The organism is Gracilimonas sp. B-17 (assembly GCF_056857935.1).
Genome location: NZ_JBSXOA010000007.1, coordinates 41,428 through 64,703, shown reverse-complemented (window position 1 = coordinate 64,703; position 23,276 = coordinate 41,428). Strand labels below are relative to the sequence as shown.

The 23,276-nt window shown below is 42.8% G+C and carries 19 protein-coding genes and 1 tRNA gene; 12 read left to right on the top strand and 8 right to left on the bottom strand.

The window, feature by feature from the left end; genetic code table 11:
- The 12 genes from tuf to AC13FX_RS00575 form a co-directional block, all read left to right on the top strand.
- Window positions 1-1,168 (top strand): elongation factor Tu (gene tuf / locus AC13FX_RS00630; RefSeq protein ID WP_482878469.1); only part of this gene is annotated, 1,168 nt, incomplete at its 5' end.
- A 68-nt stretch (window positions 1,169-1,236) separates the two neighbouring features.
- Window positions 1,237-1,309, top strand: a tRNA-Trp gene (locus AC13FX_RS00625).
- A gap of 17 nt (window positions 1,310-1,326) precedes the next feature.
- Window positions 1,327-1,509, top strand: coding sequence for a preprotein translocase subunit SecE (secE, locus tag AC13FX_RS00620; RefSeq protein WP_103664885.1), 183 nt, complete (start codon window positions 1,327-1,329; stop codon window positions 1,507-1,509).
- Entirely contained in the window at window positions 1,509-2,066 is a 558-nt protein-coding gene (nusG, locus tag AC13FX_RS00615) for a transcription termination/antitermination protein NusG (protein WP_482878468.1), read from the top strand. The genes secE and nusG overlap by 1 nt, the downstream gene beginning before the upstream one ends.
- Before the next feature lie 74 nt (window positions 2,067-2,140).
- The gene (gene rplK / locus AC13FX_RS00610; RefSeq protein ID WP_103664883.1) at window positions 2,141-2,572 is read left to right on the top strand and encodes a 50S ribosomal protein L11; all 432 of its coding nucleotides are present in this window, start codon (window positions 2,141-2,143) and stop codon (window positions 2,570-2,572) included.
- A 13-nt stretch (window positions 2,573-2,585) separates the two neighbouring features.
- Window positions 2,586-3,284 (top strand): 50S ribosomal protein L1, encoded by a 699-nt coding sequence (gene rplA, locus AC13FX_RS00605; RefSeq protein ID WP_482878467.1) that lies wholly within the window; start codon window positions 2,586-2,588, stop codon window positions 3,282-3,284.
- Between the two features lie 16 nt (window positions 3,285-3,300).
- Complete coding sequence (rplJ, locus tag AC13FX_RS00600; protein ID WP_482878466.1) at window positions 3,301-3,822, top strand: 50S ribosomal protein L10; 522 nt, start codon at window positions 3,301-3,303, stop codon at window positions 3,820-3,822.
- A gap of 51 nt (window positions 3,823-3,873) precedes the next feature.
- Window positions 3,874-4,251: a 50S ribosomal protein L7/L12 gene (gene rplL, locus AC13FX_RS00595; protein WP_482878465.1), complete on the top strand. Its 378-nt coding sequence runs from the start codon at window positions 3,874-3,876 to the stop codon at window positions 4,249-4,251.
- A gap of 145 nt (window positions 4,252-4,396) precedes the next feature.
- Window positions 4,397-8,212: a DNA-directed RNA polymerase subunit beta gene (rpoB, locus tag AC13FX_RS00590; protein WP_482878464.1), complete on the top strand. Its 3,816-nt coding sequence runs from the start codon at window positions 4,397-4,399 to the stop codon at window positions 8,210-8,212.
- Between the two features lie 30 nt (window positions 8,213-8,242).
- Window positions 8,243-12,559: a DNA-directed RNA polymerase subunit beta' gene (rpoC, locus tag AC13FX_RS00585; RefSeq protein WP_482878463.1), complete on the top strand. Its 4,317-nt coding sequence runs from the start codon at window positions 8,243-8,245 to the stop codon at window positions 12,557-12,559.
- 137 nt (window positions 12,560-12,696) lie between these two features.
- Entirely contained in the window at window positions 12,697-14,988 is a 2,292-nt protein-coding gene (locus tag AC13FX_RS00580) for a S41 family peptidase (RefSeq protein ID WP_482878462.1), read from the top strand.
- Between the two features lie 119 nt (window positions 14,989-15,107).
- Complete coding sequence (locus tag AC13FX_RS00575) at window positions 15,108-16,148, top strand: BF3164 family lipoprotein (RefSeq protein ID WP_482878461.1); 1,041 nt, start codon at window positions 15,108-15,110, stop codon at window positions 16,146-16,148.
- A gap of 170 nt (window positions 16,149-16,318) precedes the next feature.
- On the opposite strand, the gene AC13FX_RS00570 is transcribed toward AC13FX_RS00575, so the two are convergent.
- From AC13FX_RS00570 to AC13FX_RS00535, 8 genes are all read right to left on the bottom strand, one after another.
- Window positions 16,319-16,732: a rhodanese-like domain-containing protein gene (locus AC13FX_RS00570; protein WP_482878460.1), complete on the bottom strand. Its 414-nt coding sequence runs from the start codon at window positions 16,730-16,732 to the stop codon at window positions 16,319-16,321.
- A 137-nt stretch (window positions 16,733-16,869) separates the two neighbouring features.
- A complete protein-coding gene (locus AC13FX_RS00565) occupies window positions 16,870-17,265 on the bottom strand; it encodes a DoxX family protein (protein WP_482878459.1) in 396 nt (131 codons plus the stop codon).
- A gap of 321 nt (window positions 17,266-17,586) precedes the next feature.
- On the bottom strand, window positions 17,587-19,134 hold the full coding sequence (locus AC13FX_RS00560; protein WP_482878458.1) for a M20/M25/M40 family metallo-hydrolase: 1,548 nt from the start codon (window positions 19,132-19,134) through the stop codon (window positions 17,587-17,589).
- A 106-nt stretch (window positions 19,135-19,240) separates the two neighbouring features.
- A complete protein-coding gene (locus AC13FX_RS00555; protein WP_482878457.1) occupies window positions 19,241-20,377 on the bottom strand; it encodes an amidohydrolase in 1,137 nt (378 codons plus the stop codon).
- Window positions 20,378-20,382: 5 nt separating this feature from the next.
- Window positions 20,383-20,838: a RidA family protein gene (locus AC13FX_RS00550; RefSeq protein WP_482878456.1), complete on the bottom strand. Its 456-nt coding sequence runs from the start codon at window positions 20,836-20,838 to the stop codon at window positions 20,383-20,385.
- Between the two features lie 90 nt (window positions 20,839-20,928).
- On the bottom strand, window positions 20,929-21,321 hold the full coding sequence (locus AC13FX_RS00545) for a GxxExxY protein (protein ID WP_482878455.1): 393 nt from the start codon (window positions 21,319-21,321) through the stop codon (window positions 20,929-20,931).
- 54 nt (window positions 21,322-21,375) lie between these two features.
- Complete coding sequence (locus AC13FX_RS00540) at window positions 21,376-22,665, bottom strand: aminotransferase class V-fold PLP-dependent enzyme (RefSeq protein ID WP_482878454.1); 1,290 nt, start codon at window positions 22,663-22,665, stop codon at window positions 21,376-21,378.
- 240 nt (window positions 22,666-22,905) lie between these two features.
- Window positions 22,906-23,229: a YtxH domain-containing protein gene (locus AC13FX_RS00535; protein WP_482878453.1), complete on the bottom strand. Its 324-nt coding sequence runs from the start codon at window positions 23,227-23,229 to the stop codon at window positions 22,906-22,908.
- Window positions 23,230-23,276: the final 47 nt, after the last annotated feature.

Sequence of the window (23,276 nt, the reverse complement as noted above, 5' to 3'; positions counted from 1 at the left end):
ACGGAATAAGCCCCACGTAAACGTAGGCACGATTGGCCACGTAGATCACGGAAAAACGACATTGACGGCAGCGATTACGACAGTAATGGCGAAGACGTACGGTGGCGTAGCGAAGCAATTTGCGGATATTGACAATGCGCCGGAAGAGCGAGAGCGCGGTATCACGATTGCGACTGCTCACGTTGAGTACGAGACCGACGAGCGTCACTATGCGCACGTTGACTGCCCGGGTCACGCCGACTATGTGAAGAACATGGTGACGGGTGCGGCGCAGATGGATGGAGCTATTTTGGTGGTGGCGGCGACTGATGGTCCGATGCCACAGACCCGCGAGCACATTCTGCTTGCCCGCCAGGTTGGGGTACCACAGATCGTGGTATTTATGAACAAGGTGGATCTGGTAGACGATGAAGAGCTGCTGGAGCTGGTTGAGTTGGAAGTACGCGAGCTGTTGTCGTCTTACGAATTTGACGGGGATAACATCCCTGTGATCCAGGGATCTGCCCTTGGAGCGCTGAACGGCGAAGCCGAGTGGGAAGAGAAGATCGTGGAGCTGATGAAGGCCGTTGACGAGACGATCCCAACGCCGGAGCGTGACGTAGACAAGCCATTCCTGATGCCGGTAGAGGATGTATTCTCTATCACCGGACGTGGAACGGTAGCGACCGGACGTATTGAGCGTGGCGTGCTGAAGCTGAATGATGAGATTGAGATCGTTGGTATCGTGGAAGAGCCAATGAAGACCGTAGTAACCGGTATTGAGATGTTCCGTCGTATGCTTGACCAGGGTCAGGCCGGAGACAACGCCGGTATTCTGCTGCGTGGTATTAACAAGGAGCAGCTGCAGCGCGGTATGGTGCTGTGTAAGCCGGGCTCGATCACCCCGCATAAGAAGTTTGAGTGTGAGGTGTATGTATTGAGCAAGGATGAGGGAGGGCGTCACACGCCGTTCTTCAAGGGCTACCGTCCGCAGTTTTACTTCAGAACCACCGACGTGACCGGCTCATGTGAGTTGCCGGACGGCGTGGAGATGGTGATGCCGGGCGACAATGTGAAATTAAACGTAACCCTGATCCAGCCGGTGGCTATGGAAGAAGGGCTGCGATTTGCGATACGCGAAGGTGGCCGTACTGTGGGTGCCGGAGTGGTAACTAAAATCTTAGACTAAGAAAGTCGACCTGAACTTAGGCCAGTGCAAAGAGTGGTTACTTCGGTAGCCGCTCTTGTGCACTTTACACGGGTGTAGCTCAGTTGGCAGAGCACTGGTCTCCAAAACCAGGTGTCGGGAGTTCGAGCCTCTCCACCCGTGCAAACAAGTAAGATCATATGAGTAAGATTAATAATTTTTTTGATGGTGTTGTTCAGGAGTTCAAGAAAGTATCTTGGCCAACGCAAAAAGAGTTGATAGACAATACGATCATTGTTGTTGTCTTTTCAATAATTATATCAGTTTTCATTTTTGGTGTAGATCAGTTGTACAGCACCATATTAGAAGCTATTTATAACTAATGAGTAAAGAACAAGAACATGGCTGGTACGTAGTACGCTGCTTTTCAAGCCATGAAAAAAAGGTAAAAGAGTTTCTTGAAAGGGAGATCGAAGAACAGGGGCTTGAAGATAAGATCAAGGAAGTCCTTATTCCTACTGAAACAGTTGTAGAGATCAGGTCTGGAAAGAAGCGCACTCGAGAGAAGAATTTCTTCCCGGGTTACATCCTTTTGAATACTCATTATGATGAAGAAGTAAACAATTTAATACAATCGGCACCCTCCTGTCTTGGTTTTTTGAAGGTAGGTAAGAATGAAACGGTGCCTAAGCCACTTAAAGAGCACGAAGTCAAACGCATCATTGGCAGAGTGAAAGACAGTGGCGAAGATATGCGGAATATTGAGATTCCGTATAGCGAAGGAGACCTGGTTAAGGTCATATCCGGTCCGTTCAAAGATTTTGACGGAACCGTTCAGGAAGTGAATCCTGAAAAACTTAAGCTGCGGGTAATGGTCAGTATATTTGGCCGTAAAACTCCGGTGGAAGTGGATGTTAACCAAGTTGAATCTGCTACATAAAGAACCTAGTTGATGCACACTAGCTATTACGCACAAATAAACAGAAGTTATTAATTATAGGATCCTGAGAATCCATGGCTAAAAAAGTTGAGAACATCCTGAAGCTCCAGATTGTTGGGGGGCAGGCAAACCCTGCACCACCTGTTGGACCGGCACTCGGTCAGGCAGGAATCAATATTATGGAGTTTTGTAAAGCCTTTAACGCTAAGACTCAGGACAAGGCCGGAACTGTTGTTCCTGTTGAGATCACGGTTTATGCTGATAAGTCTTTTACATTTAAAACAAAGACTCCACCAGCACCTGTGCTTCTTAAAAAAGCAGCGAAAATCAAGTCCGGATCAGGCGAACCTAACCGAAATAAAGTAGGTACGGTTACCTGGAGCCAATGCAAAGAAATTGCACAAGAAAAGATGGAAGACTTAAATGCGTTTGACGTCGAAGCTGGTGCGGAAATGATTGCAGGAACGGCTCGCAGTATGGGTCTTAGAGTAAATCGCGAAAAGTAAGGAAATTGTGATCATGGCAAAAAGAGGAAAGAAATATCAACAGGCCGTGGCACTCGTGAACCCCGAAGTAGAATATACTTTGGAAGAAGCGTGCGATCTGGTTAAAAAAACATCTACCGCAAACTTCGATGCCTCAGTGGATATAGATATCCGTTTAGGTGTTGACCCGCGACATGCAGACCAAATGGTCCGCGGTACAGTGAGCTTGCCTCACGGTACGGGTAAAGAAGTTCGCGTGTTGGCTCTCGTTAATGAAGCCAAACAAGATGAAGCCAGAGAAGCTGGTGCCGACCATGTTGGTCTTGATGATTACATCGAAAAAATTGAAGAAGGGTGGACCGATATAGACGTTATTATCGCCACACCTGACGTAATGGGAAAACTCGGTAAGCTTGGGCGCTTTTTAGGGCCCCGCGGACTGATGCCTAACCCAAAAAGTGGAACCGTGACAATGGATGTGGCTGATGCTGTTAAAACAGTTAAAGCCGGACAAATTGATTTCCGTGTTGATAAGACCGGAATTCTACATACATCTGTTGGTAAAGTGAGTTTCGATGCTAGCGACCTGAAAGATAATGCAGAAGCATTCTTCAGAACCGTTATGAACTTGAAACCTGCTTCCGCTAAAGGACTGTACGTGAAAAGTGTTTTCATGAGCAGTACGATGGGACCAAGCATCCCGTTAAGCAGAACCGCAGTAACATCCCTATAAAAGGAGGAATTGAATTATGCCTACTGCAGAAAAGCAAGCAGTCTTAGACGAAATTGCCGAGAAACTGGAAAGTGCTAGTGCTCTTTATATCACTAACTATTCCGGAATGTCGGTACCTGAAGTTAATGAACTGCGTGGTGCATTTCGTAAGGGAGATATTCGCTTCAAAGTATACAAAAACAAACTTATGAAGCTCGCAATGGAGAAGGTTGGTGGATATGATGAGATCATACCTTCTTTGGTTGAGCAAAATGCTTTTGCTTTTGTAGAAGAAGAATTATCTGCACCTGCCAAGGTATTGAAAGATTATATCAAGGAGCACAATAAGCCCCAGTTTAAAGCCGCAATGGTAGATGGTGATTTCTACGGCGAAGATAAACTGGACGTTCTGGCAGCTATGAAGTCCAAGAACGAAATTATTGGAGACATCCTTGGTCTGTTAATGTCACCTCTATCTAACGTAGTTGGTGCCCTTAACTCACAAGGATCTAACCTTGTTGGTGCTATTAACACCATCGCTGAAAAAGGCGAAGAATAACCCTTATTTATCAACTAGAATTTTTTTATTTAAAACAACTGGAGAAATAAAATGGCTGACGTTAAAGATTTAGCTGAACAGCTTGTCAACCTAACAATCAAAGAAGCAAACGAACTTGCAACTATTCTTGAAGAAGAATATGATATCAAACCTGCTCAAGCTGCTGTTGCAGTAGCTGGACCTGCTGGTGGCGGAGAAGCCGGTGGCGGAGAAGAGCAAACTGAGTTTGATGTAGTTCTTAAGAGTGCCGGTGCGAAAAAGATCGCCGTAATTAAAGAAGTACGCGGTATCACCGGACTTGGCTTGAAAGAAGCTAAAGAACTTGTTGACGGAGCTCCTGGCACTGTTAAAGAAGCTGTTTCCAAAGACGAAGCAGAAGATATCAAATCCAAGCTTGAAGAAGCTGGTGCCGAAGTAGAGCTTAAGTAACTCTTACTTAAAAATTCGTTATTAGCCAATGCCGTTAAATCGGTATTGGCTATTGGCGTCTAAATTAACCGACCCCAATATACTTGGGGTTTGCCCGTATAAATTACCTTCAATCTAAGAGGAGAGGTTCCTTTTGAGCAAGAAGATGCAAACTATTCCCAACACGGAACGCCTATCGTTTGGAAAAACCAAACACGTGCTGGATTATCCTGATTTTCTGGATATCCAGTTAGAGTCCTTTGAAAAATTCGTACAACTTGATATCGCTCCTAATGAAAGAGCTGATCAGGGGTTGCAACGGATCTTCAATGAAAATTTTCCTATTCAGGATAGTCGTGAAACACATATTCTCGAATTTCTATACTATAATGTAGATGTTCCACGCTATACTGAGTCTGAGTGTCAGGATCGTGGCCTGACCTATTCGGTTCCGTTAAAAGCAAAATTAAGACTTTCATCAGTTGATGACAGTGACGAAGCCAGTGAAACCATTGAACAGGAAGTATTCCTGGGCGACCTGCCATGGATGACCAATCGCGGTACATTCATCGTGAATGGTGCTGAGCGCGTTATTGTAAGTCAGCTGCACAGATCACCGGGTGTTTTCTTTGGACAGAATGTTCACCCGAACGGAACCCAACTTTATTCAGCACGTGTGATTCCTTTCAAAGGATCATGGATCGAGTTCACAACCGATATTCGTGATGTATTGTGGGCCTATATAGATCGTAAGAAAAAGGTTCCTGCAACTACCCTATTGAGAGCCCTTGGTTATTCATCTGATATTGAACTCTTAAGTCTTTTTGAGTTATCAGAAGATATCAAATTTGGTTCTAAAGCAGACTACAACAAAAAACTGGTTGGCAAGAGGCTGGCTGAGAATATTGTTGTGGAAAGCATGGAAGAAGTGGTTGATGATGAAACCGGAGAGGTTACTGAAGCCCTCAACCGTCAGATCATCTTTGAACGTGACCATGAATTGACAGAAGATGATTACGGTTCACTGAAGGATGCTGAAGTAGAAAAAGTTCTGGTTCAAAAGATCACAGCTGAGGAATCTGAGCGTTCAGTAATGATGAATACGCTCCGCAAGGATCCTACTTATGATGAGTCTTCTGCTCTTGGCGAGATCTATCAGCAGATCAGATCAGGTGAGATGCCGGATCCTGAAACTGCCCGATCGATCCTTGAAAGACTTTTCTTCAGTGATAAGAAATATGATCTTGGTGAGGTTGGTCGTTACAGATTGAACAAACGTCTGAAACTGGATCAGGAAAACACGCTACAATATCTGACGAAAGAAGATATCGTTGCAATTGTGAAAGAAGTGATCCGCCTGAAGAATATGAAATCTCAGGTTGATGATATCGATCACTTAAGTAATAGACGTGTTCGTACTGTAGGTGAGCAGCTGGGTCAGCAATTTGCGATTGGACTTGCCCGAATGGCACGTACTATCCGTGAAAGAATGAATTCTCGTGACGCTGAGCAATTAACACCACAGGATCTTGTTAACGCCCGTACCATCTCTAGTGTGATCAATACGTTCTTCGGAACGAATCAGTTATCTCAGTTCATGGATCAAACAAATCCTATTGCTGAGTTGACTCACAAGCGACGTATGTCTGCATTAGGGCCTGGTGGTTTGACACGTGAGAGAGCCGGTTTTGAGGTTCGTGATGTTCACTACACTCACTATGGTCGTCTTTGCCCGATTGAAACCCCTGAGGGTCCAAACATTGGTTTGATCTCCTCATTGTGTGTTCATGCCAAGGTAAATGACTTTGGATTTATTGAAACACCTTACCGTAAAGTGAAAGAAGGTAAGGTCACAAAAGATGTGGAATATCTTGCGGCTGAACAGGAAGACGAGACTGTTATCGCACAGGCTAATGCCGAGATCGATGACAAGGGCATGTTTGAAACAGATGCCATCTTCTCCAGAACACGAGAAGGTAACTACCTCCGTGTTAAGCCGGATGAAATTGAATATATGGACGTTGCTACCAACCAGATAACATCTCTGGCAGCAGCGTTGATCCCATTTATAGAACACGATGATGCTAACCGTGCCCTGATGGGTTCTAACATGCAGCGCCAGGCCGTACCACTATTACGACCTGAAGCCCCTGTGGTTGGAACCGGACTTGAGCAACGTGCAGCTCGTGACTCCCGTGCAATCATCACAGCAGATGCTGATGGTGAAGTGGTGTACGTGAGTGCAACAGAGATCAGAGTCAAGTATGACCGTACTGAAGATGAGCAAAATTGCTACTTCGACGGTGGTGTGAAAACTTATGATCTGACAAAATTTGTAAGAACCAACCAGGATACTACGATCAATCAGCGACCAGTTGTGAAGATCGGAGACAAGGTAAAAGCCGGACAGGCTCTTGCTGATGGTTGTTCAACTGACAAAGGTGAGTTGGCTCTTGGCCGTAACCTGCTTGTGGCGTTCATGCCGTGGAGAGGTTACAACTTTGAGGATGCCATCGTTGTAAGTGAAAGAATTGTACAGGATGACATCTATACATCCATTCACGTAACAGAATTTGAGCAGCAGGTTCGAGATACCAAACGTGGTGAAGAAGAGCTGACTCGTGAAATTCCAAATGTGAGTGAAGAAGCCACTGCTAATCTTGATGAGCGTGGTATTATTCGCATCGGTGCCAAGATCGAACATGGTGATATTCTGGTAGGTAAGATCACTCCGAAAGGAGAAACAGATCCTACTCCGGAAGAAAAACTGTTGAGAGCGATCTTCGGTGACAAAGCCGGTGACGTTAAAGATGCATCCCTGAAAGTGCCTCCAAGTGTTGAAGGTACCGTAATTGATACCAAGCTCTTTAGCCGTAAGCGCGATGAATTGATCTCCCGTAAGGAAGAGAAGAAACGCGTTGAACAGGAAGAAGAACGTCATGCGCAGAAAGTTGCTGAATTGAATCAGCAATGGGCCGACAAGATGTACTCCCTGTTACGAGATAAGACATCTCCGGGCGTATACAATTACAGTCACGTTGAACTTATCCCGAAAGGCGAGAAGTACAAGAAATCTGTATTTGAAGAGCTGGATCCGGTTAATATCAATGAAAATATTGATTGGGCTACTGATGGTGAATTGGTTAAGCTCGTTAAGAAACTGTTTGCCAACTACCGTGAGCTTCGTCGTGAGATCGACACTGAAGCCAAGCGTCGTAAGTTTGCCATTCAGGTTGGAGACGAGTTACCACCGGGAATCATTCAGAAAGCCAAAGTTTATGTTGCGAAAAAACGTAAGCTGAAAGTAGGTGATAAGATGGCGGGTCGTCACGGTAACAAAGGTGTTGTTGCCAAGATCGTACCGCAGGAAGACATGCCGTTCATGGAAGATGGAACGCCTGTTGACATCTGTCTTAACCCACTTGGTGTACCATCCCGTATGAACCTTGGTCAGATCTATGAGACCATTCTCGGATGGGCTGCCAAGAAAATGGGTGTTACTTTTGCATCACCTATCTTCGACGGTGCTTCCATGGATGAAGTACGTGAGAAACTAAGAGATGCAGGATTGCCTGAAGATGGCCGTGTTAAGTTGTATGACGGTCGCACAGGTGAGCCATTTGCACAGAAGACCACAGTAGGATACATCTACATGCTGAAACTGAATCACTTGATCCAGGACAAGATGCATGCCCGTTCTATTGGACCATACTCATTGATCACGCAGCAACCATTGGGCGGTAAAGCTCAGTTCGGTGGGCAGCGACTTGGTGAGATGGAAGTTTGGGCTCTGTATGCATACGGTGCATCCAGCATCCTGAAAGAAATGCTCACTGTAAAAAGTGATGACGTTAAAGGGCGCTCTAAAGTATATGAAGCCATCGTTAAAGGTGAGAACCTGCCTGATGGTGACGTGCCCGAATCATTCAAGGTATTGTTACGAGAGCTTATGGGTCTCGGCCTTGAAATGCACATTGAATAATTTCACTGTTAATAATTTGGAGGAACATCCTTGCCAGTAACTAAGACATTAACAGTCACGAAAGACTTTGACAGCATTGGGGTATCCCTTGCTTCCGCTGAGACGATATTATCTCGTTCTCACGGTGAAGTCTTGACTCCTGAGACAATAAACTACAGAACATTCAAACCGGAAATGGATGGTCTTTTCTGCGAAAAGATCTTCGGCCCGGTGAAAGATTACGAATGCCATTGCGGTAAGTACAAGCGTATTCGCTACAAAGGTATCATCTGCGACCGTTGCGGTGTAGAAGTTACCCGAAAAGCAGTACGTCGTGAGCGAATGGGGCATATTACCCTGACCGTTCCGGTTGTACATATCTGGTATTTCAAATCACTTCCTAATAAGATCGCTTATCTGCTTGGAATGTCTTCCAAGAACCTGGATAAGATCGTCTATTATGAGACATTTGTGATCATCAATCCCGGTGTTGCGCGTGACCTCGGTTACGCACAGGGTGATATGATCTCTGAGGAAGAAAAATGGGATATTCTGGAGCAGCTTCCTGAGGATAATCAGGAACTTGATGACGACGATGATGACAAATTCATCGTGAAGGAAGGAGCTGATGCACTAGAAGCCCTTCTTGGTGATCTTGATCTTGATGAACTCGCTTATCAATTGCGCTATGAGGTGAAAAATGAAACCTCACAAATGCGTAAGAAGAAGAAACTGAAGCGTCTGCAGGTTATCGAATCTTTCCGTGCGGCTAATAAGCACACTGAAAACCGACCTGAATGGATGGTACAAAGCGTGATCCCGGTAATTCCACCGGAACTGCGTCCATTGGTACCCCTGGAAGGTGGTAGATTTGCAACTTCTGACCTTAACGACCTTTACCGTCGTGTGATCATCCGTAACAATCGTCTGAAACGATTGATAGATATCAAAGCACCTGATGTGATTCTCCGTAACGAGAAACGCATGCTTCAGGAAGCGGTTGATTCACTATACGACAACTCAAGAAAATCAAACGCTGTACGGAATAATAACCGTCCGCTTAAATCACTTTCAGATATGCTGAAAGGTAAGAGTGGTCGTTTCCGTCAGAACCTTCTCGGTAAGCGTGTTGACTATTCCGGTCGTTCTGTAATTGTGGTAGGACCCGAGCTGAAAATGCACGAATGTGGTCTGCCTAAAGAAATGGCGGTTGAGCTTTACAAACCATTCATTATTCGCCGGCTTATTGAGCGTGGATATGTGAAAACGGTTAAGAGCGCCAAGAAAGTTGTTGACCGACGTGATGCCGTTGTTTGGGAAGTCCTTGAGAATGTTATTGACGGACACCCAGTACTCCTTAACCGTGCTCCAACATTGCACAGGTTGGGTATTCAGGCATTCCAGCCGGTACTGATCGAGGAAAAAGCTATCCGACTTCACCCACTAGCATGTACAGCGTTTAACGCTGACTTTGATGGTGATCAGATGGCTGTTCACCTTCCATTAAGTCATGATGCGGTTCTTGAAGCATCAGTGCTGATGTTAGGTTCACACAATATTTTAGCCCCTGCCAACGGTGGTCCTATTGCCGTACCGTCTCAGGATATGATCCTGGGTCTGTATTATCTGACCAAGCCGGATGATGGTTGTTTAGGCGAAGGCAAGACTTTTGCATCACCTGCAGAGGTACTGGTAGCATTTGATCAGGGTAAGCTTGATGCACATGCTAAGATCAATGTTCGAATTCCTGTTGTAAATGAGGAAGGAGAACAAACTTATGAAGTAATTAAGACCTCAACCGGTCGCGTGATCTTTAATGAGATCGTGCCGGATGAGATCCCGTTCATTAATAAGACTCTCGGTAAAAAAGAACTGAGAAATCTGATCGGTGAGATCCATGATAAGGTAGGTACTGCTAAGACATCTACCTTCCTGGATGACATGAAGAAGCTGGGTTATGAAGAAGCCACTATTGGTGGACTTTCCTTCAGCCTTGACGATATCATTATCCCGGATGCCAAGGAAGAACTCATTACTAAAGCCAAGGACGAGGTAACAGACGTTCAGGGCCGATATGAAATGGGTTTCATTACCGATAATGAACGTTATAACCAGGTAATTGATAAGTGGACATCCACTACAAACCGTGTTTCTGAAACCCTGTTCCAGGCTTTGGCCAACGATAGGAATGGTTTTAATCCGGTGTTTATGATGGCTGACTCCGGTGCTCGTGGTTCTAAAGAGCAGATCCGACAGCTTGGTGGTATGCGTGGGCTGATGGCTAAGCCTCAGAAGAGTTCCATGCAGCAGGGTAATGAGGTTATTGAGAACCCGATCCTTTCTTCTTTCAAAGAGGGATTGACCGTTCTTGAATACTTTATCTCTACTCACGGTGCTCGTAAAGGTCTGGCTGATACAGCTCTTAAAACGGCTGATGCCGGTTATCTGACACGACGTCTCGTTGATGTGTCTCAGGACGTTATCATTAACGAAACAGATTGTGGTACCCTCCGTGGTATTAAGATGACCGCTCTCAAAGACAATGAAGATGTCATTGAAAGCCTGGAAGACCGCATACTTGGACGTGTATCACTACATGACATTTATGATCCGATCTCTGATGAACTCATTTGTGAGTCCAATCAGGTGATCGATGAAACAGTTGCCGGTAAGATCGCAGAGACATCTATCGAAGATGTTGAGATCCGTTCAGTACTTACATGCGAAACTCCTCGTGGAGTGTGTGCTAAGTGCTACGGTCGTGACCTTGCCCGTGGAACTATGGTTGAAAAAGGTGAAGCTGTAGGTGTTATCGCTGCTCAGTCTATTGGTGAGCCGGGTACACAGCTTACACTTAGAACCTTCCACGTTGGTGGTACAGCTTCCCGTTTAGAGGCTGAATCACAACATAAAACCAAATTTGAAGGTAAGGTTGAATTCGAAAACGTACGCGTTGTTGTATACAATGATGGTGAAGAGGATCACAATGTGGTTCTTTCCCGTGCGGGTGAGATCAAGATCATCAATGATGAAGGAACGACCCTCATCACGTATAACGTACCTTACGGTTCTGAGATGTTGGTTGAAGAAGGCGATATGGTACCCAAAGGAGCAGTGCTCTGTAAGTGGGATCCATATAATGCCCTGATCTTCTCAGAAATTGACGGTACCATTGAGTACAAGGATATCATCGATGGAGTAACTTCATCAGAAGATACCGATGCTCAGACCGGTCACCGTGAAAAAGTAATTACTGATTCCAAAGACCGTTCACTGGTTCCAACCATTATGATCAAGGGAAGCAAGGATCGCATTCGCGAGACCACCCTTCCTGTAGATACTCATATTGTGGTTGATGACGGTGAGAAAGTAGAAGCCGGTCAGGTTATCGCCAAGATACCTCGTGTGGCTTCCAAGTCTAAGGATATTACCGCTGGTCTTCCACGTATTACTGAGCTGTTTGAAGCTCGCTCCCCAAGTGAACCTGCCGTTGTTTCTGAAATTGACGGTATTGTTGAAATGGGTGGACGTAAACGTGGTTCCCAGGAAGTATTCGTTAAGTCTAAGGACGGTACGGATGAGAAGAAGTATCTGATTTCGCTAAGTAAGCATATCCTGGTTCAGTCCAACGATTTTGTGAAAGCAGGTCAGCCACTTTCTGACGGTACGATCCCGGCTCAGGATATTCTGAATATCCTCGGTCCTTATGCGGTTCAGTCGTATCTCGTGAATGAAATTCAGGAGGTTTACCGACTACAGGGTGTGAAGATCAATGACAAGCACATTGAGACCATTGTTCGCACCATGATGCAGAAGGTAGAGATCACCGATCCGGGCGACACGATGTTCCTCGAAGGTGATAAAGTGGATCGTTTTGAAGTTAACGACCGTAATGACGAACTGATCGGTAAGTTTGTGGTAACAAACGAAGGGGGTTCTGATCTTAAGAAAGGAACGATCCTTGATCGTCGTCAGGTACGTGATCACAATAATCAGTTGATCAAAGACGGTAAAGAAGAGCTCGAAACCCGTGAAGCAGAGCCGGCTATTTCAAAGCCAATTCTGTTGGGTATTACAAGAGCAGCATTGTCTACTGATAGCTGGCTATCTGCAGCTTCATTCCAGGAAACAACCAAGGTACTGACTCAGGCTTCTATTGAAGCTAAGAAAGACTTCCTCCGCGGACTCAAAGAGAATGTGGTGGTTGGACATAAAGTACCTGCCGGTACCGGACTTCGCGACTACGAAGATATCGTGGTTGGTTCGAAGAAAGATATGGAAGAAGGAGACGAGGAGATCGCCAAGGTATTTGAAGAACTTGGTGGCAGTGAAAACGGCGAAAGCGAAACTGCTGAAGCCGAAGACTAACCTCCCGTTAGCTTTCTAACTAACAAATTGAAGCCTCGTTCATTAAGTTGAACGGGGCTTTTTTATTAGGCGCATTTCTTATGAGATTATATATTGTAATATAGACATTAACCAGTACTGATTAATAGGTTAAAAAAATGGGTCGTTTAACGAAATCGTTAATTTTACTATCGTTGACTTTGCTTTTTGTTACCTGCAAAAAACATCAAAATTTTGAAACTGTTGATCAACAAATTGATCACTTAACTGCTTTCACAAAGGTTTTCGGATACATAAAATATTTTCACCCCAGTGATGAGGCAAGAGAGATTGATTGGGATAAGCTTGCAGTGTATGGTGTAAACAAAATAAAAAACGTGAAGAATGAGCAGGAGTTAAGAGAAGTATTAGAGTCTATATTTACTCCCATTGCTCCAACAATTTCCATTCATGATTCAGAACCTGATAAAAATCAGTTTATTTTTGATTACCTGAATAAAATCAGTACAGACACAACTGGACTAAAAACGATCGCATGGCAGCATAAAGGTGTATACCTTGGTACAGATTTTCAGCCTTATCGAAGTTCTCGAACTTATAGGAATGATTTCAATCTAACGAGATCAATCGCCCTGTTTCAGTATTTAGATTCTGATTTGTTAAGTGGTAAAGAGATCAGGCTCAGTAGCTTGGTTCGCTCTAAAATCGCAAATCAGGAAAGTAATGCAGAGTTAATTATAGTTACCGAAAATCAGAAAGTTGTCAACAAAAAGATTGAATTAAAAGAAATTAGCAGTGAATGGGATAATTATGAACTTCAGTCTCTTGTTGAAGAAAATACCGGAACACTCCTAGTTGGTATTCAAATTCAGGGTAGTATTGATATGGAAATTGATGAATTTAAAATCGAATATAGGCCCGATTCATCAGATTGGAAAACTTATCCATTGAAAAACATGGATTTCATCCAGAAAAAAGCAGTTGGTCTGAAGGATTGGGAAATCAACAGTACAGGTTTGTTTGAGTTTGAAGTAACATCTGACGAGTCTAATTTCGGCAATAAAACACTCAGAATTACATCAAAGCCTAAACTTTATGATCAAACCCCAAATGTTGGTGAAACGTATGTGCATCAGATCAGTGAACAATTGTGGATTGAAATTCCATTGGCTTTATATGGCACGGCAGAATATACCTTACCTCAATCCAATGCATCTGCAGTTCAGAAGCAGTTATTTAATATTTACAAAAAAGAAATTGATCAAATAGAACTCGGTAAAATATTTTCAGAAAATGAAAACATGCGTATTGCCGATATTATTATTGCATGGAACATCTTTCAGCACTTCTATCCCTATTTTAATGAAGTGAATGTTAATTGGGATCAAGTTTTAACATCATCCCTTCGAAAAGCTTTACAAGATAAAACTGGAGATGACTTCCTAAAGACATTACAATGGATGGTTTCACAATTAAAAGACGGCCATGGTGTAACAACATGCCCAAATACCATACAGTTATATAAAGCACCTATAAAAGTCGATGAATTGGAGGGAGAAATGGTGGTAACTGAAAGTCAGATTGGTGAAATTATGATAGGTGATATCATAAAAAGTGTGGATGGCATACCGGCTTTTGAGGAGCTGAATAAAAGAATTGATTTGATTTCAGGATCAGATCAATTGCGTAAATACCGGGCTTTGAATATGTTTGGAGCCGGTAATAGAGAGAATAAGGCTTTATTTGAACTTGAAAAAGTTTCAGGTGAAACAATATTAACAGAAGTTTCACGAACAAGTTCAGCAAATCTATATACTGCCGTTAGAGAGTTTAATTACCCAGCTATTGAGATGATTGAAGAGGATATTTTTCTGATCAACCTGAGAAAAATAACTCAAAGTGTATTTGAAGAGAATCTGCAAAATCTTTCAAAAGCGAAGGGAATCATTTTTGATTATCGAAACGGTAGCAATTCTTCCTTTAGCATGTTTGATATTGTTCCATATTTAATAAAAAATGAGGTTCAGTCTCCAAACTGGTACACTCCTGAAGTAATATATCCAGACCAGAAGAATATGCAACTTGAACACTCAACGTGGACTTTAGCCCCGAAAAGTCCGTTCATAAAAGGGAAAAAAGTCATATTAAATGCTCCTGGAATCGTATCAAGTGGTGAAACAACGATGGGTATTATCGATCACTATGACCTTGCAACTTTAATAGGATCCCCAACTGCAGGTACAAACGGTAATACAAATTTTATTAACCTCACGGGGAATTGCAGAATCATGTGGACAGGAATGAAAGTCCTCAAACATGATGGTTCGCAGCTTCATTTGATTGGATACGAGCCTGACATTGTTGTTGAGAGATCAATTGAGGCATTAAGGAATAATAGGGATGAATCATTAATAAAAGCTCTTGAAGTAATTACCAGAGAGGGGGAATAACATATAAACCTCGTTCATTCAGATGAGCGGGGATTTTTGTTGGTATGAATTTTTATTTATTTCTCTTATGCTGATGTTATACCAGTAAATTAACTACACAATAATCTATACGGGGTAAAATGAAAAACGCATCAAAAACTCTATGGTTGGTATTAAGTTGTGTAGTAATAATTATTGGAATAACTAGTTGCAAAAACTCCTCTGAAGCACAAAATCATTTTCAGCGTACAATTGATTACAATGCGGTAAGAACAAGCAGTATTGTTGAAGTTACGATGGTAAGAAACCCAAGAGTAGTTGAGATTATTGATAACAAGCTTGTCATAGGAGAAGTTGGCGGTAGCCCATCTATTCATATGTTTGAAATCAAAGATGGTGGTGGGGTAGAATACTTAAAAGGAATAGGTCGGGCAGGAAGGGGACCGGGTGAATATGAACGATTAATGGAAATTATTGATGCTGATTCACTTTTCTATGTGTATGATGGGAATCAATTCTCTTTAACAGCTTACACTATAAAAGGTGATTTGCTGGATCAAAAAAGAAGAAAACTTACAACACGTGGTCTTCCAAATTCTATGTTTATGTTGAATAATGGAAGTGTAGTTGCTTCTGGTGTATTCCTAAATGAAAGATTTCAGATTTTTGATAAAACTAGTACGAGTAAGACTAGTCACGGGGAGTATATAGTCTTTGATGACAAATTTACTGCAAGAGATAATGGTATAGCGTGGTTATCACACGGAACTATGGACCCGGTTCAGAATCATATCTACTTATTTGCAGAAAATGCTGAGTTCATGGAAATGTATAATTTAAGTGGTGAATTAATTAAAAGAGTACAAGGTGATGAATATCCTGTCCCAAGTATGATCCTTGAAGACAATTGGCCGGTAGATAACAATGGTATAGTAGGTTATACTGATGTAATTAGTAATGGTCACCATATCTATGCAAGTTATTCAGGGAAACCTCGTTCCGATGATTCCTTGAATCCATTTGATACTGAATTGATACAAAAATTTGATTGGGATTTAAATTTTCTGAAAGGGTTTAAACTAGATCATAAACCCACTGAGTTTGTTGTGAATAATGATGAAAAGATCTATACGCTGAACGAAACAGATGACGGCTATGAGATCAGAGTAGGGCAATTATAATAGGCTACTTTCATGAAGAACGTACACCTTCCTTTCGAACAACCCTGCTCGGTATACCAAAGTGAACCTTTCGGTCCATATTATTTGCCAGGATCCATGATAAATAGCATCAAAATAAAGAAACCGCCCCAAATGAGGCGGTTTTAGAATGTGTCTATTATTGATATAAATTAAGCGTCATTACCTATAAGTTCATATCCGGCTTGTCTCCAACCGGCTAAACCTTCCTCAAAATCGCTTACGTTGGTATAGCCCATATCTTCCAGTTTTTCCGCTAGGTTTGGTGATGCTGTACAGTCTGCATTGGCGCAATAGACAATGATTTCAGCATCCTTAAAAGGAATAACTTGCTTTGCTAATTCGGCATTATCAGTCGGAATATTGATAGAACCGGGAATATGCTTAGCAATAAATGCTTCAGGATCTAACGCATTGATTATAATAGGAGCGTGTTCTCCTGTCATTTTTCTATGTAATGTTTCTGCGTCTACACTTTGTAATGTTGCTAACTCAGTCATAAGTATGAAATTTAATTCACACGATAATTCATTCATTAAAACAAAAAGCACCTTTAAGACATTCAACCATTATGCCTGATCAATCTCGTTGATCGCATTTAAAAAGCCATCCCGATCGCTCAGGATGGCCTTATATATTAAATCGGTTTGAATAGAATTTTAATCTTTATTTCTCGATGTCAAGACGTTTAAGATAATTGCTTTTAGTTTTCCGTTGATTTACCAATCATACCTTCTACTGAGTATCCGCCGGATCCGAGTATTGCCAGAGCTAAGCTGGTAACCAAAAGCATTAGATCTATTCGCATGCCACTGAAGCCGCCATCGCCTCCAAGTTTTACAGTCAATATGGCGACCACCATTATAAAGGCTAAGAGCAGAGAAGGTAATTTGATCTTATAACCAATAAGAACCATAATGCCTCCAACGAATTCTACAATGGCAACAACCCAGGCCATAATGCCAGCCATTGGGATACCAACATTACCAAAAAAGCCCTGTACATTCTCAATACCTGTCAGTTTTCCCCATCCGGCTAAAATAAAGATAAGCCCTACACCGATACGAAGAAGCAATAATGCTAAGTTTTTATTATTCATAAAACCTCCAATAAAAGTTTAAGTGTAATCCCAATCTATTTTATATGAGACAATTTTCAAAGAAAATTCAATAAGTTGGGCGAAAGCCAAAGATATTGAGGAATTAATGTATACCGATCTGTAGCTGTATAAGCATAAATATGTTTAAACATATAAATGACAGTTTATCTTCGTTCCGAACCACCCGGTCCGGAATGCAAAATTGGATCACCCGGTTCACATGAAGTAAGACCGGTAGGATTTCCCGCCAACCCAATTAAATAAAAAAAGCCACCCCGAACTTTCAGGGTGGCTTCAATTAAAAGAAGTAAGTTATTGACCTTAATCCTTGGTTCCGTCCCGGTTAGGGGTTCTTGGTGAAGGCCATGTCATTTGTTCACCGGTACGAGGATTCATAGGTAATACTGCCCGTTCACGTGGGAAGGTCTCCGGATCCTCACTGGCCATATAGGTCATGATAGCTGTCAGGATCACGTTATTTCTCACATCATCAAACACGATCTTATCGTAAGTATCGCGGTTGGTGTGCCAGGTATAATTCCAGTAGCTCCAACTCAGGGAACTCAGTGAAAATCCGGGAGCTCCGGCCGTCACAAAAGAAGCATAGTCGGATCCGCCACCACCGGGTGTTCCAGGGAAGGTAGTCTCAATATGGCGGGTGATATCTCGTGGAACGGGTGCCATCCAGCGTTGAATAAATTCATAGGAATGAAGGAATCCCTGACCTGAAACCCGAACCACTCGTCCGGTACCATTATCCTGATTGAAGAGAGCCTGAAGGTTATCAACGATCTCAGGGTTGTCTTCTACAAAAGCTCCCGAACCATTCAACCCCTGTTCTTCACTGCCCCAAAGTCCTACGATAATGGTTCTCTTGGGGTTAGGATATAGTTTTTTTAGAATACGAGCGGTTTCCATCATGGTAATGGATCCGGTCGCATTATCGGTGGCTCCGGTTCCCCCATCCCATGAATCGTAATGGGCAGACAGGATAATGTATTCATCAGGCTTTTCAGTACCCGGAATAGTTGCAATGGTGTTGAACATAGGTACATCACCAAGGTCTTTGGATTGTGCGTTTACGTGAACTTCCGGCTCATTTCCATATTCAACCATACGGTGAAGCATACCGTAGTCCTCAAGAGATAAGTCGATCACAGGAATCGATTCTGTGTTGGCACTGAATATCTTGTTAACTCCAAATCCATTTGACCATCGGGATTGAAACAGCGCAACCGCACCGGCTTCTTCCAGTTTGCTGTTCAGGTCACGACCATAGCCAATGCGCCTTAGGTTCTCTCTCCATTCCTCATTTAATAGCTGACGGGTTTCACGCATCTTTTCAAAAGATTCTTCAGTCGCGAATTCTTCCCAGTTATAATCAGGACGTCCGGTGATCTGAGGCTGTGAGATCAGAACGATCTTACCGGACACAGTTTTAAGCCATTCATCAAACTCAGCTTGGTCCTCAACTGTCGGGAGGATCGCCAGAGAAGCCGTAACTCCACCATCCGGGGTAGATGGGCTCCATGCGAGCTGTTGTCCCTCCAGGGATACTACACGGGGCGAGAGAAGGTCAATGTGGGTAATGCCACGCTCCCATCCTCGCCACATCCCAAATTTTTGATTTTCAGCTTCTATACCCCATTCGTTGAATTGCTCAACAGCCCAATCATGAGCCTTTTGCTGTTGCGGAGTTCCTACCAAACGCGGACCAATGACATCGGTAAGTTGATGCGCGAGATATTCTAGCTGTGAATTTTCATTGGCTTCTTTGACGATAGCGTCCACCATGTCATCTGTATTCTGAGCCACTGTAGCAGAAGCTGTAAGAACGAAAGCAAAGAAAAATAGTAAAAGTCGTTTCATATAAGTTTTCATTAATTAAAAGTGTTGCGGGAATATACCTTTATATGTCATAATTGAATTAACCGAGTAAGTAATTTTACGTTTAATTTTTTAATGAACTCAGTTATCATAGCAATCGCTTTTTATATATCTGAAAGAAGAGTTTAGCGGCAGGTTCTATCAGGTCATCCGGGAAATTATAAGCAGGATCATGCAAGTTTGGCTGATCCTCACCGGCACCAAATCCAAACTGTACTCCTTTATTGGTGGCTGTGAAATAAGCAAAATCTTCAGACCAGTTATTAGGTTTATCCATATCCACAAATTCATACCCAAGAGTATTGGTAGCGTCTTTTACCATATTCACGCAATCAGGATTATTGATAGTAGCAGGGTAGATCTCTCCGTAGCTGAAAGATACTTCCAGATGTTGGTTTTGTGCATGTTCTTTTATGATGGATTCCGTTTTCCGGCAAAGTAGGTCCAGGTCATTATTTTCATAGGCCCGTAATGTGATACCCATTTCAAGATCAGAAGGAGATACCCCGAATGAGATCTCACCCAATCGTATATAAATAAGAGTGGAGACAACCTGATCAGAAAAACCTTTATTAGACCGGCTCAAAGTCTGTACATCCTCAATGATCTTTTGCGCGGCAAAATATGGATTATTGCCTTTATCAGGTTCAGCTGCATGTGAGGTTCGGCCTTTCATTTTGATCGTAATTCCACAAGAGGCTGCAGTAAAACTACCATCTTTTGCAAGGACGGTATTTTTCTTTACCCCAGGAATATTATGCAGTGCAAATAGGTAATCCGGTTTGAGCCGATGGAATTCGGGCGACTCAACAACATCTTTGGCTCCCTGATCAGTTTCTTCAGCGGGTTGAAAGAGAAGGATCACTTTGCCTTTTTTGGGTCGGTTCTCCGATATGAGTTTGCCAAGATACGCGATGATGGTCATATGGCCATCGTGACCACAAAGATGAGCTTTGCCTTCGTGGGCCGAACGATAAGCCAGGTTAGGGGCCTGCTCCTGAATGGGAAGGGCATCCAATTCGCATCGGAATAAGATGGTTTCGCCGGGCTCATCTCCCTTAAAGATGAACATTTTACCTGTACCGGCTACATCGATCTCTTCATCCGGTTCAAACTGTTGCATGAACTCAGAGATCCTGCGTGAAGTCTCAAATTCCTGTTTACACAACTCAGGGTAACGGTGCAGTGTATGGCGAAGGTTTATAAAATCTTTCAGATCTGACATATTATTTATTTGCTTGCAGTAACCATGATCTCAACTTTTGCGTCCAGTGGTATTCGGCTTACCTCAACCACAGCACGAGCAGGGGGATCTTCAGTGAAATAGGTAGTATAGATATCGTTGAATGCCCCGTAGTCATCCATATTATCCAGATATACCTGTGCTTTTACCACATCAGACATAGTATAACCGGCAGCTTCAAGTACGGCTTTGATATTCTTAAGTGTCTGATGGGTTTGTGATGCCAGATCATCACCGGCCAGTTCCCTGGTTTCAGGCAACAACCCGATCTGCCCGGAAAGATAGAGAGTATTTCCGGACTGAATAGCCTGTGAGTATACACCGATAGATGCCGGTGCTTTATCGGTTTGAATAACCGTTTTATTATCGGGAGACTTTTCAATTTGTGTGCAGGAAAGTACTAAGGACGTACTTATTAATATGAGTGTTAATGATTTTTTCATGCTTTAAATTGTATTAATTGCGGTTTGAACCAGGATTTTAGCAGGATTTTTCTAGATTCACAGGATGCTTCCTGAAGATCCTGCAAAACATCATTTATCCAAATTCAGATTTTTATTATTTCTACCAAATAATCTCTTGAACTCCAGGCTTGGCGTTCCAAAGTTTATTAATAGTCCTACATCCAGATCATAAGCTTCTAAATAGTTCTTGGCTTGAGTTAAGTGGACATCCACTAATTCTGAAGTTGCTTTTATTTCAACCATAATTTTTTGATCAATCAGAAAATCAACTCTTCGGGTTCCTACTTGTGTACCTTCATACATGACAGGCATTTCAAATTCCCGAACATAGGGTACACCTTCTTTTTCAAATTCAATATTAAGGCAACGTTGATAGATAACTTCCTGAAACCCCATTCCAATTGAAGAATGCACCTTCATTGCCAGCCCGATAACCTTATGCGTTAAGTTCTCATATTTCATAGTCCTGAAAATTCTCTAAATCCTATATAATCCCGGTTCAAACCCTTTGAAAGATCAAACTTTATTGATCTGTTGTTTCATGGCGCTCGTAAACCTGGATATTTCTTCAAGGGTTGTATAAACGTTTGGAGTAACCCTGATGCCACGAAATTGATCATGAACAATAGGTGTGGTAATTATTCTATAATCATTCCATAGAGTGCTATTAAGATCACCCGGTTTCATCCCTTTGATCTCAACTGTTGCAATACCACAGGCATATTTAGGATCACGACTGGTATGAAGTACTACCTTATCGCCATCCACGATCTCATCGATCCATAGATCATTCAGGTATTTGAGACGCGCTTCCTTTCGTTTTGAACCAATCCCTTCGTGAAATGTAAGAGCCTCTCCTATCGCCAGGTAGTTTGCAGCAGGGTGCGTTCCGATCTCTTCATATTTCCGGATATCATTATCCTGAGATTCTGCGGCTGCCATCAATGGCCACAGGTCTTTGATCTTATTCTTTCTTACGTACAAAAGGCCTGTGCCATGGGGGGCAAACAGCCATTTGTGAAGACTGCTGGTGTAGTAATCACAATCGAGGTCTTCGTGCTTGAAATCAAAATGGGCATAGGCATGGGCACCATCAACAATAACTGGAATGCCTTTTTGACGAGCCATCTGAACCACTTTTTTGACGGGTAATATCTGACCGGTCAGGTTGATGATGTGACACATCAGGATCAGTTTGGTTTTTGGGGTGATGGCTTGCTCGAATCGCCATACGATCTCTTCATCATTTTCAGCTGGAACAGGAATACTGATCTGCTTCAATTTAATGCCTTCTCTTCGTTCACGCTGCTTAAAGGTATTGATCATTCGGGGATAATCCTGGTCGGTGGTCAGCACCTCATCACCGGTATTCAGATCAAACCCAAACTGACAGATCTGAAGGCTTTCAGAAGCATTTCTTGTAAGGGCGATCTCTTCCGTATCTACCCCGAAATTTCGGGCGATGCGCTGGCGGACACCTTCTCGGCGGGGTTCCAGGATCCGCCACATATTATAGACCGGGGCTTGATTAGAAAAATCCAGATGTTTTTTCATGGCGGCCTGTACAAAATCAGGAGAAGGACTGACACCTCCGTTATTCAGGTTGATGAGGCTGCGGTCTACCGTAAAAGCTTGCTGTACCCGGGCCCAGTAATCCTCATTTCTGGCAACTTCCAAAGCATTGCCTGTAAAATCCTTAAGGTCTTCAGTGATATCCCTGGCTTTAAGAGGATTAAAAAAAGCACCGGCTCCTATAGCTGCAGCACCGGTGCCAAGTTTTTTTAAAAATTGTTTTCGTGATTCCATATTCCCGATATGTTGATTGACTGGTATCGGGAATTAGCCAATGAAGGGGAAAAATGCAAGGTGTAAAATAAATGAACTGTAAAGCATTGCTTAATAGGATGAGTGATCCTGATAAACCTCATTCAGAAGGTGAGCAATGAAGAATACATAGGCTTCAAAGGTTCAGTACATGCTACAAAAAAAAAGTCCCATACAATTTAATGTAAGGGACTTGAAGTATTCAAGATCTGCAAAAACTGATCAGCCTTTCTTTCCGGCTGATTTTTCCTTGGCCGCTTCAATTGATTCCAAAAGGTGCTCAGCTTCAGCAATAAGTCCTTCAGCTTTTTCTTTGGCATCAAGCACTACTTTATCACCTTTTTCTTTGGCTTCTGACACAAGTATCTCTTTTTCCTCTTTAAGCTGATCGATCAAGTCATTCAACTCATCGTAATATTCACTTAATTTATAGGATAGACGATCCCGTGTATTTTTTCCCGAGTCAGGGGCATAGAGCAGTGCAAAAGCAGCTCCAACAAGTGCTCCTGATATGATTCCTGAAATAAAATCTGATGATCTACTCATAATATTTCTCCTTTTTATTATTTAAACAAGTATAGGGAGAACAAGTT

Coding starts and splice junctions, on each gene's coding strand:
- secE (WP_103664885.1), top strand. CDS start 1,327: ATGAGTAAGATTAATAATTTTTTTGATGGTGTTGTTCAGGAGTTCAAG.
- nusG (WP_482878468.1), top strand. CDS start 1,509: ATGAGTAAAGAACAAGAACATGGCTGGTACGTAGTACGCTGCTTTTCA.
- rplK (WP_103664883.1), top strand. CDS start 2,141: ATGGCTAAAAAAGTTGAGAACATCCTGAAGCTCCAGATTGTTGGGGGG.
- rplA (WP_482878467.1), top strand. CDS start 2,586: ATGGCAAAAAGAGGAAAGAAATATCAACAGGCCGTGGCACTCGTGAAC.
- rplJ (WP_482878466.1), top strand. CDS start 3,301: ATGCCTACTGCAGAAAAGCAAGCAGTCTTAGACGAAATTGCCGAGAAA.
- rplL (WP_482878465.1), top strand. CDS start 3,874: ATGGCTGACGTTAAAGATTTAGCTGAACAGCTTGTCAACCTAACAATC.
- rpoB (WP_482878464.1), top strand. CDS start 4,397: ATGCAAACTATTCCCAACACGGAACGCCTATCGTTTGGAAAAACCAAA.
- AC13FX_RS00580 (WP_482878462.1), top strand. CDS start 12,697: ATGGGTCGTTTAACGAAATCGTTAATTTTACTATCGTTGACTTTGCTT.
- AC13FX_RS00575 (WP_482878461.1), top strand. CDS start 15,108: ATGAAAAACGCATCAAAAACTCTATGGTTGGTATTAAGTTGTGTAGTA.
- AC13FX_RS00565 (WP_482878459.1), bottom strand. CDS start 17,265: ATGAATAATAAAAACTTAGCATTATTGCTTCTTCGTATCGGTGTAGGG.
- AC13FX_RS00560 (WP_482878458.1), bottom strand. CDS start 19,134: ATGAAACGACTTTTACTATTTTTCTTTGCTTTCGTTCTTACAGCTTCT.
- AC13FX_RS00555 (WP_482878457.1), bottom strand. CDS start 20,377: ATGTCAGATCTGAAAGATTTTATAAACCTTCGCCATACACTGCACCGT.
- AC13FX_RS00550 (WP_482878456.1), bottom strand. CDS start 20,838: ATGAAAAAATCATTAACACTCATATTAATAAGTACGTCCTTAGTACTT.
- AC13FX_RS00545 (WP_482878455.1), bottom strand. CDS start 21,321: ATGAAATATGAGAACTTAACGCATAAGGTTATCGGGCTGGCAATGAAG.
- AC13FX_RS00540 (WP_482878454.1), bottom strand. CDS start 22,665: ATGGAATCACGAAAACAATTTTTAAAAAAACTTGGCACCGGTGCTGCA.
- AC13FX_RS00535 (WP_482878453.1), bottom strand. CDS start 23,229: ATGAGTAGATCATCAGATTTTATTTCAGGAATCATATCAGGAGCACTT.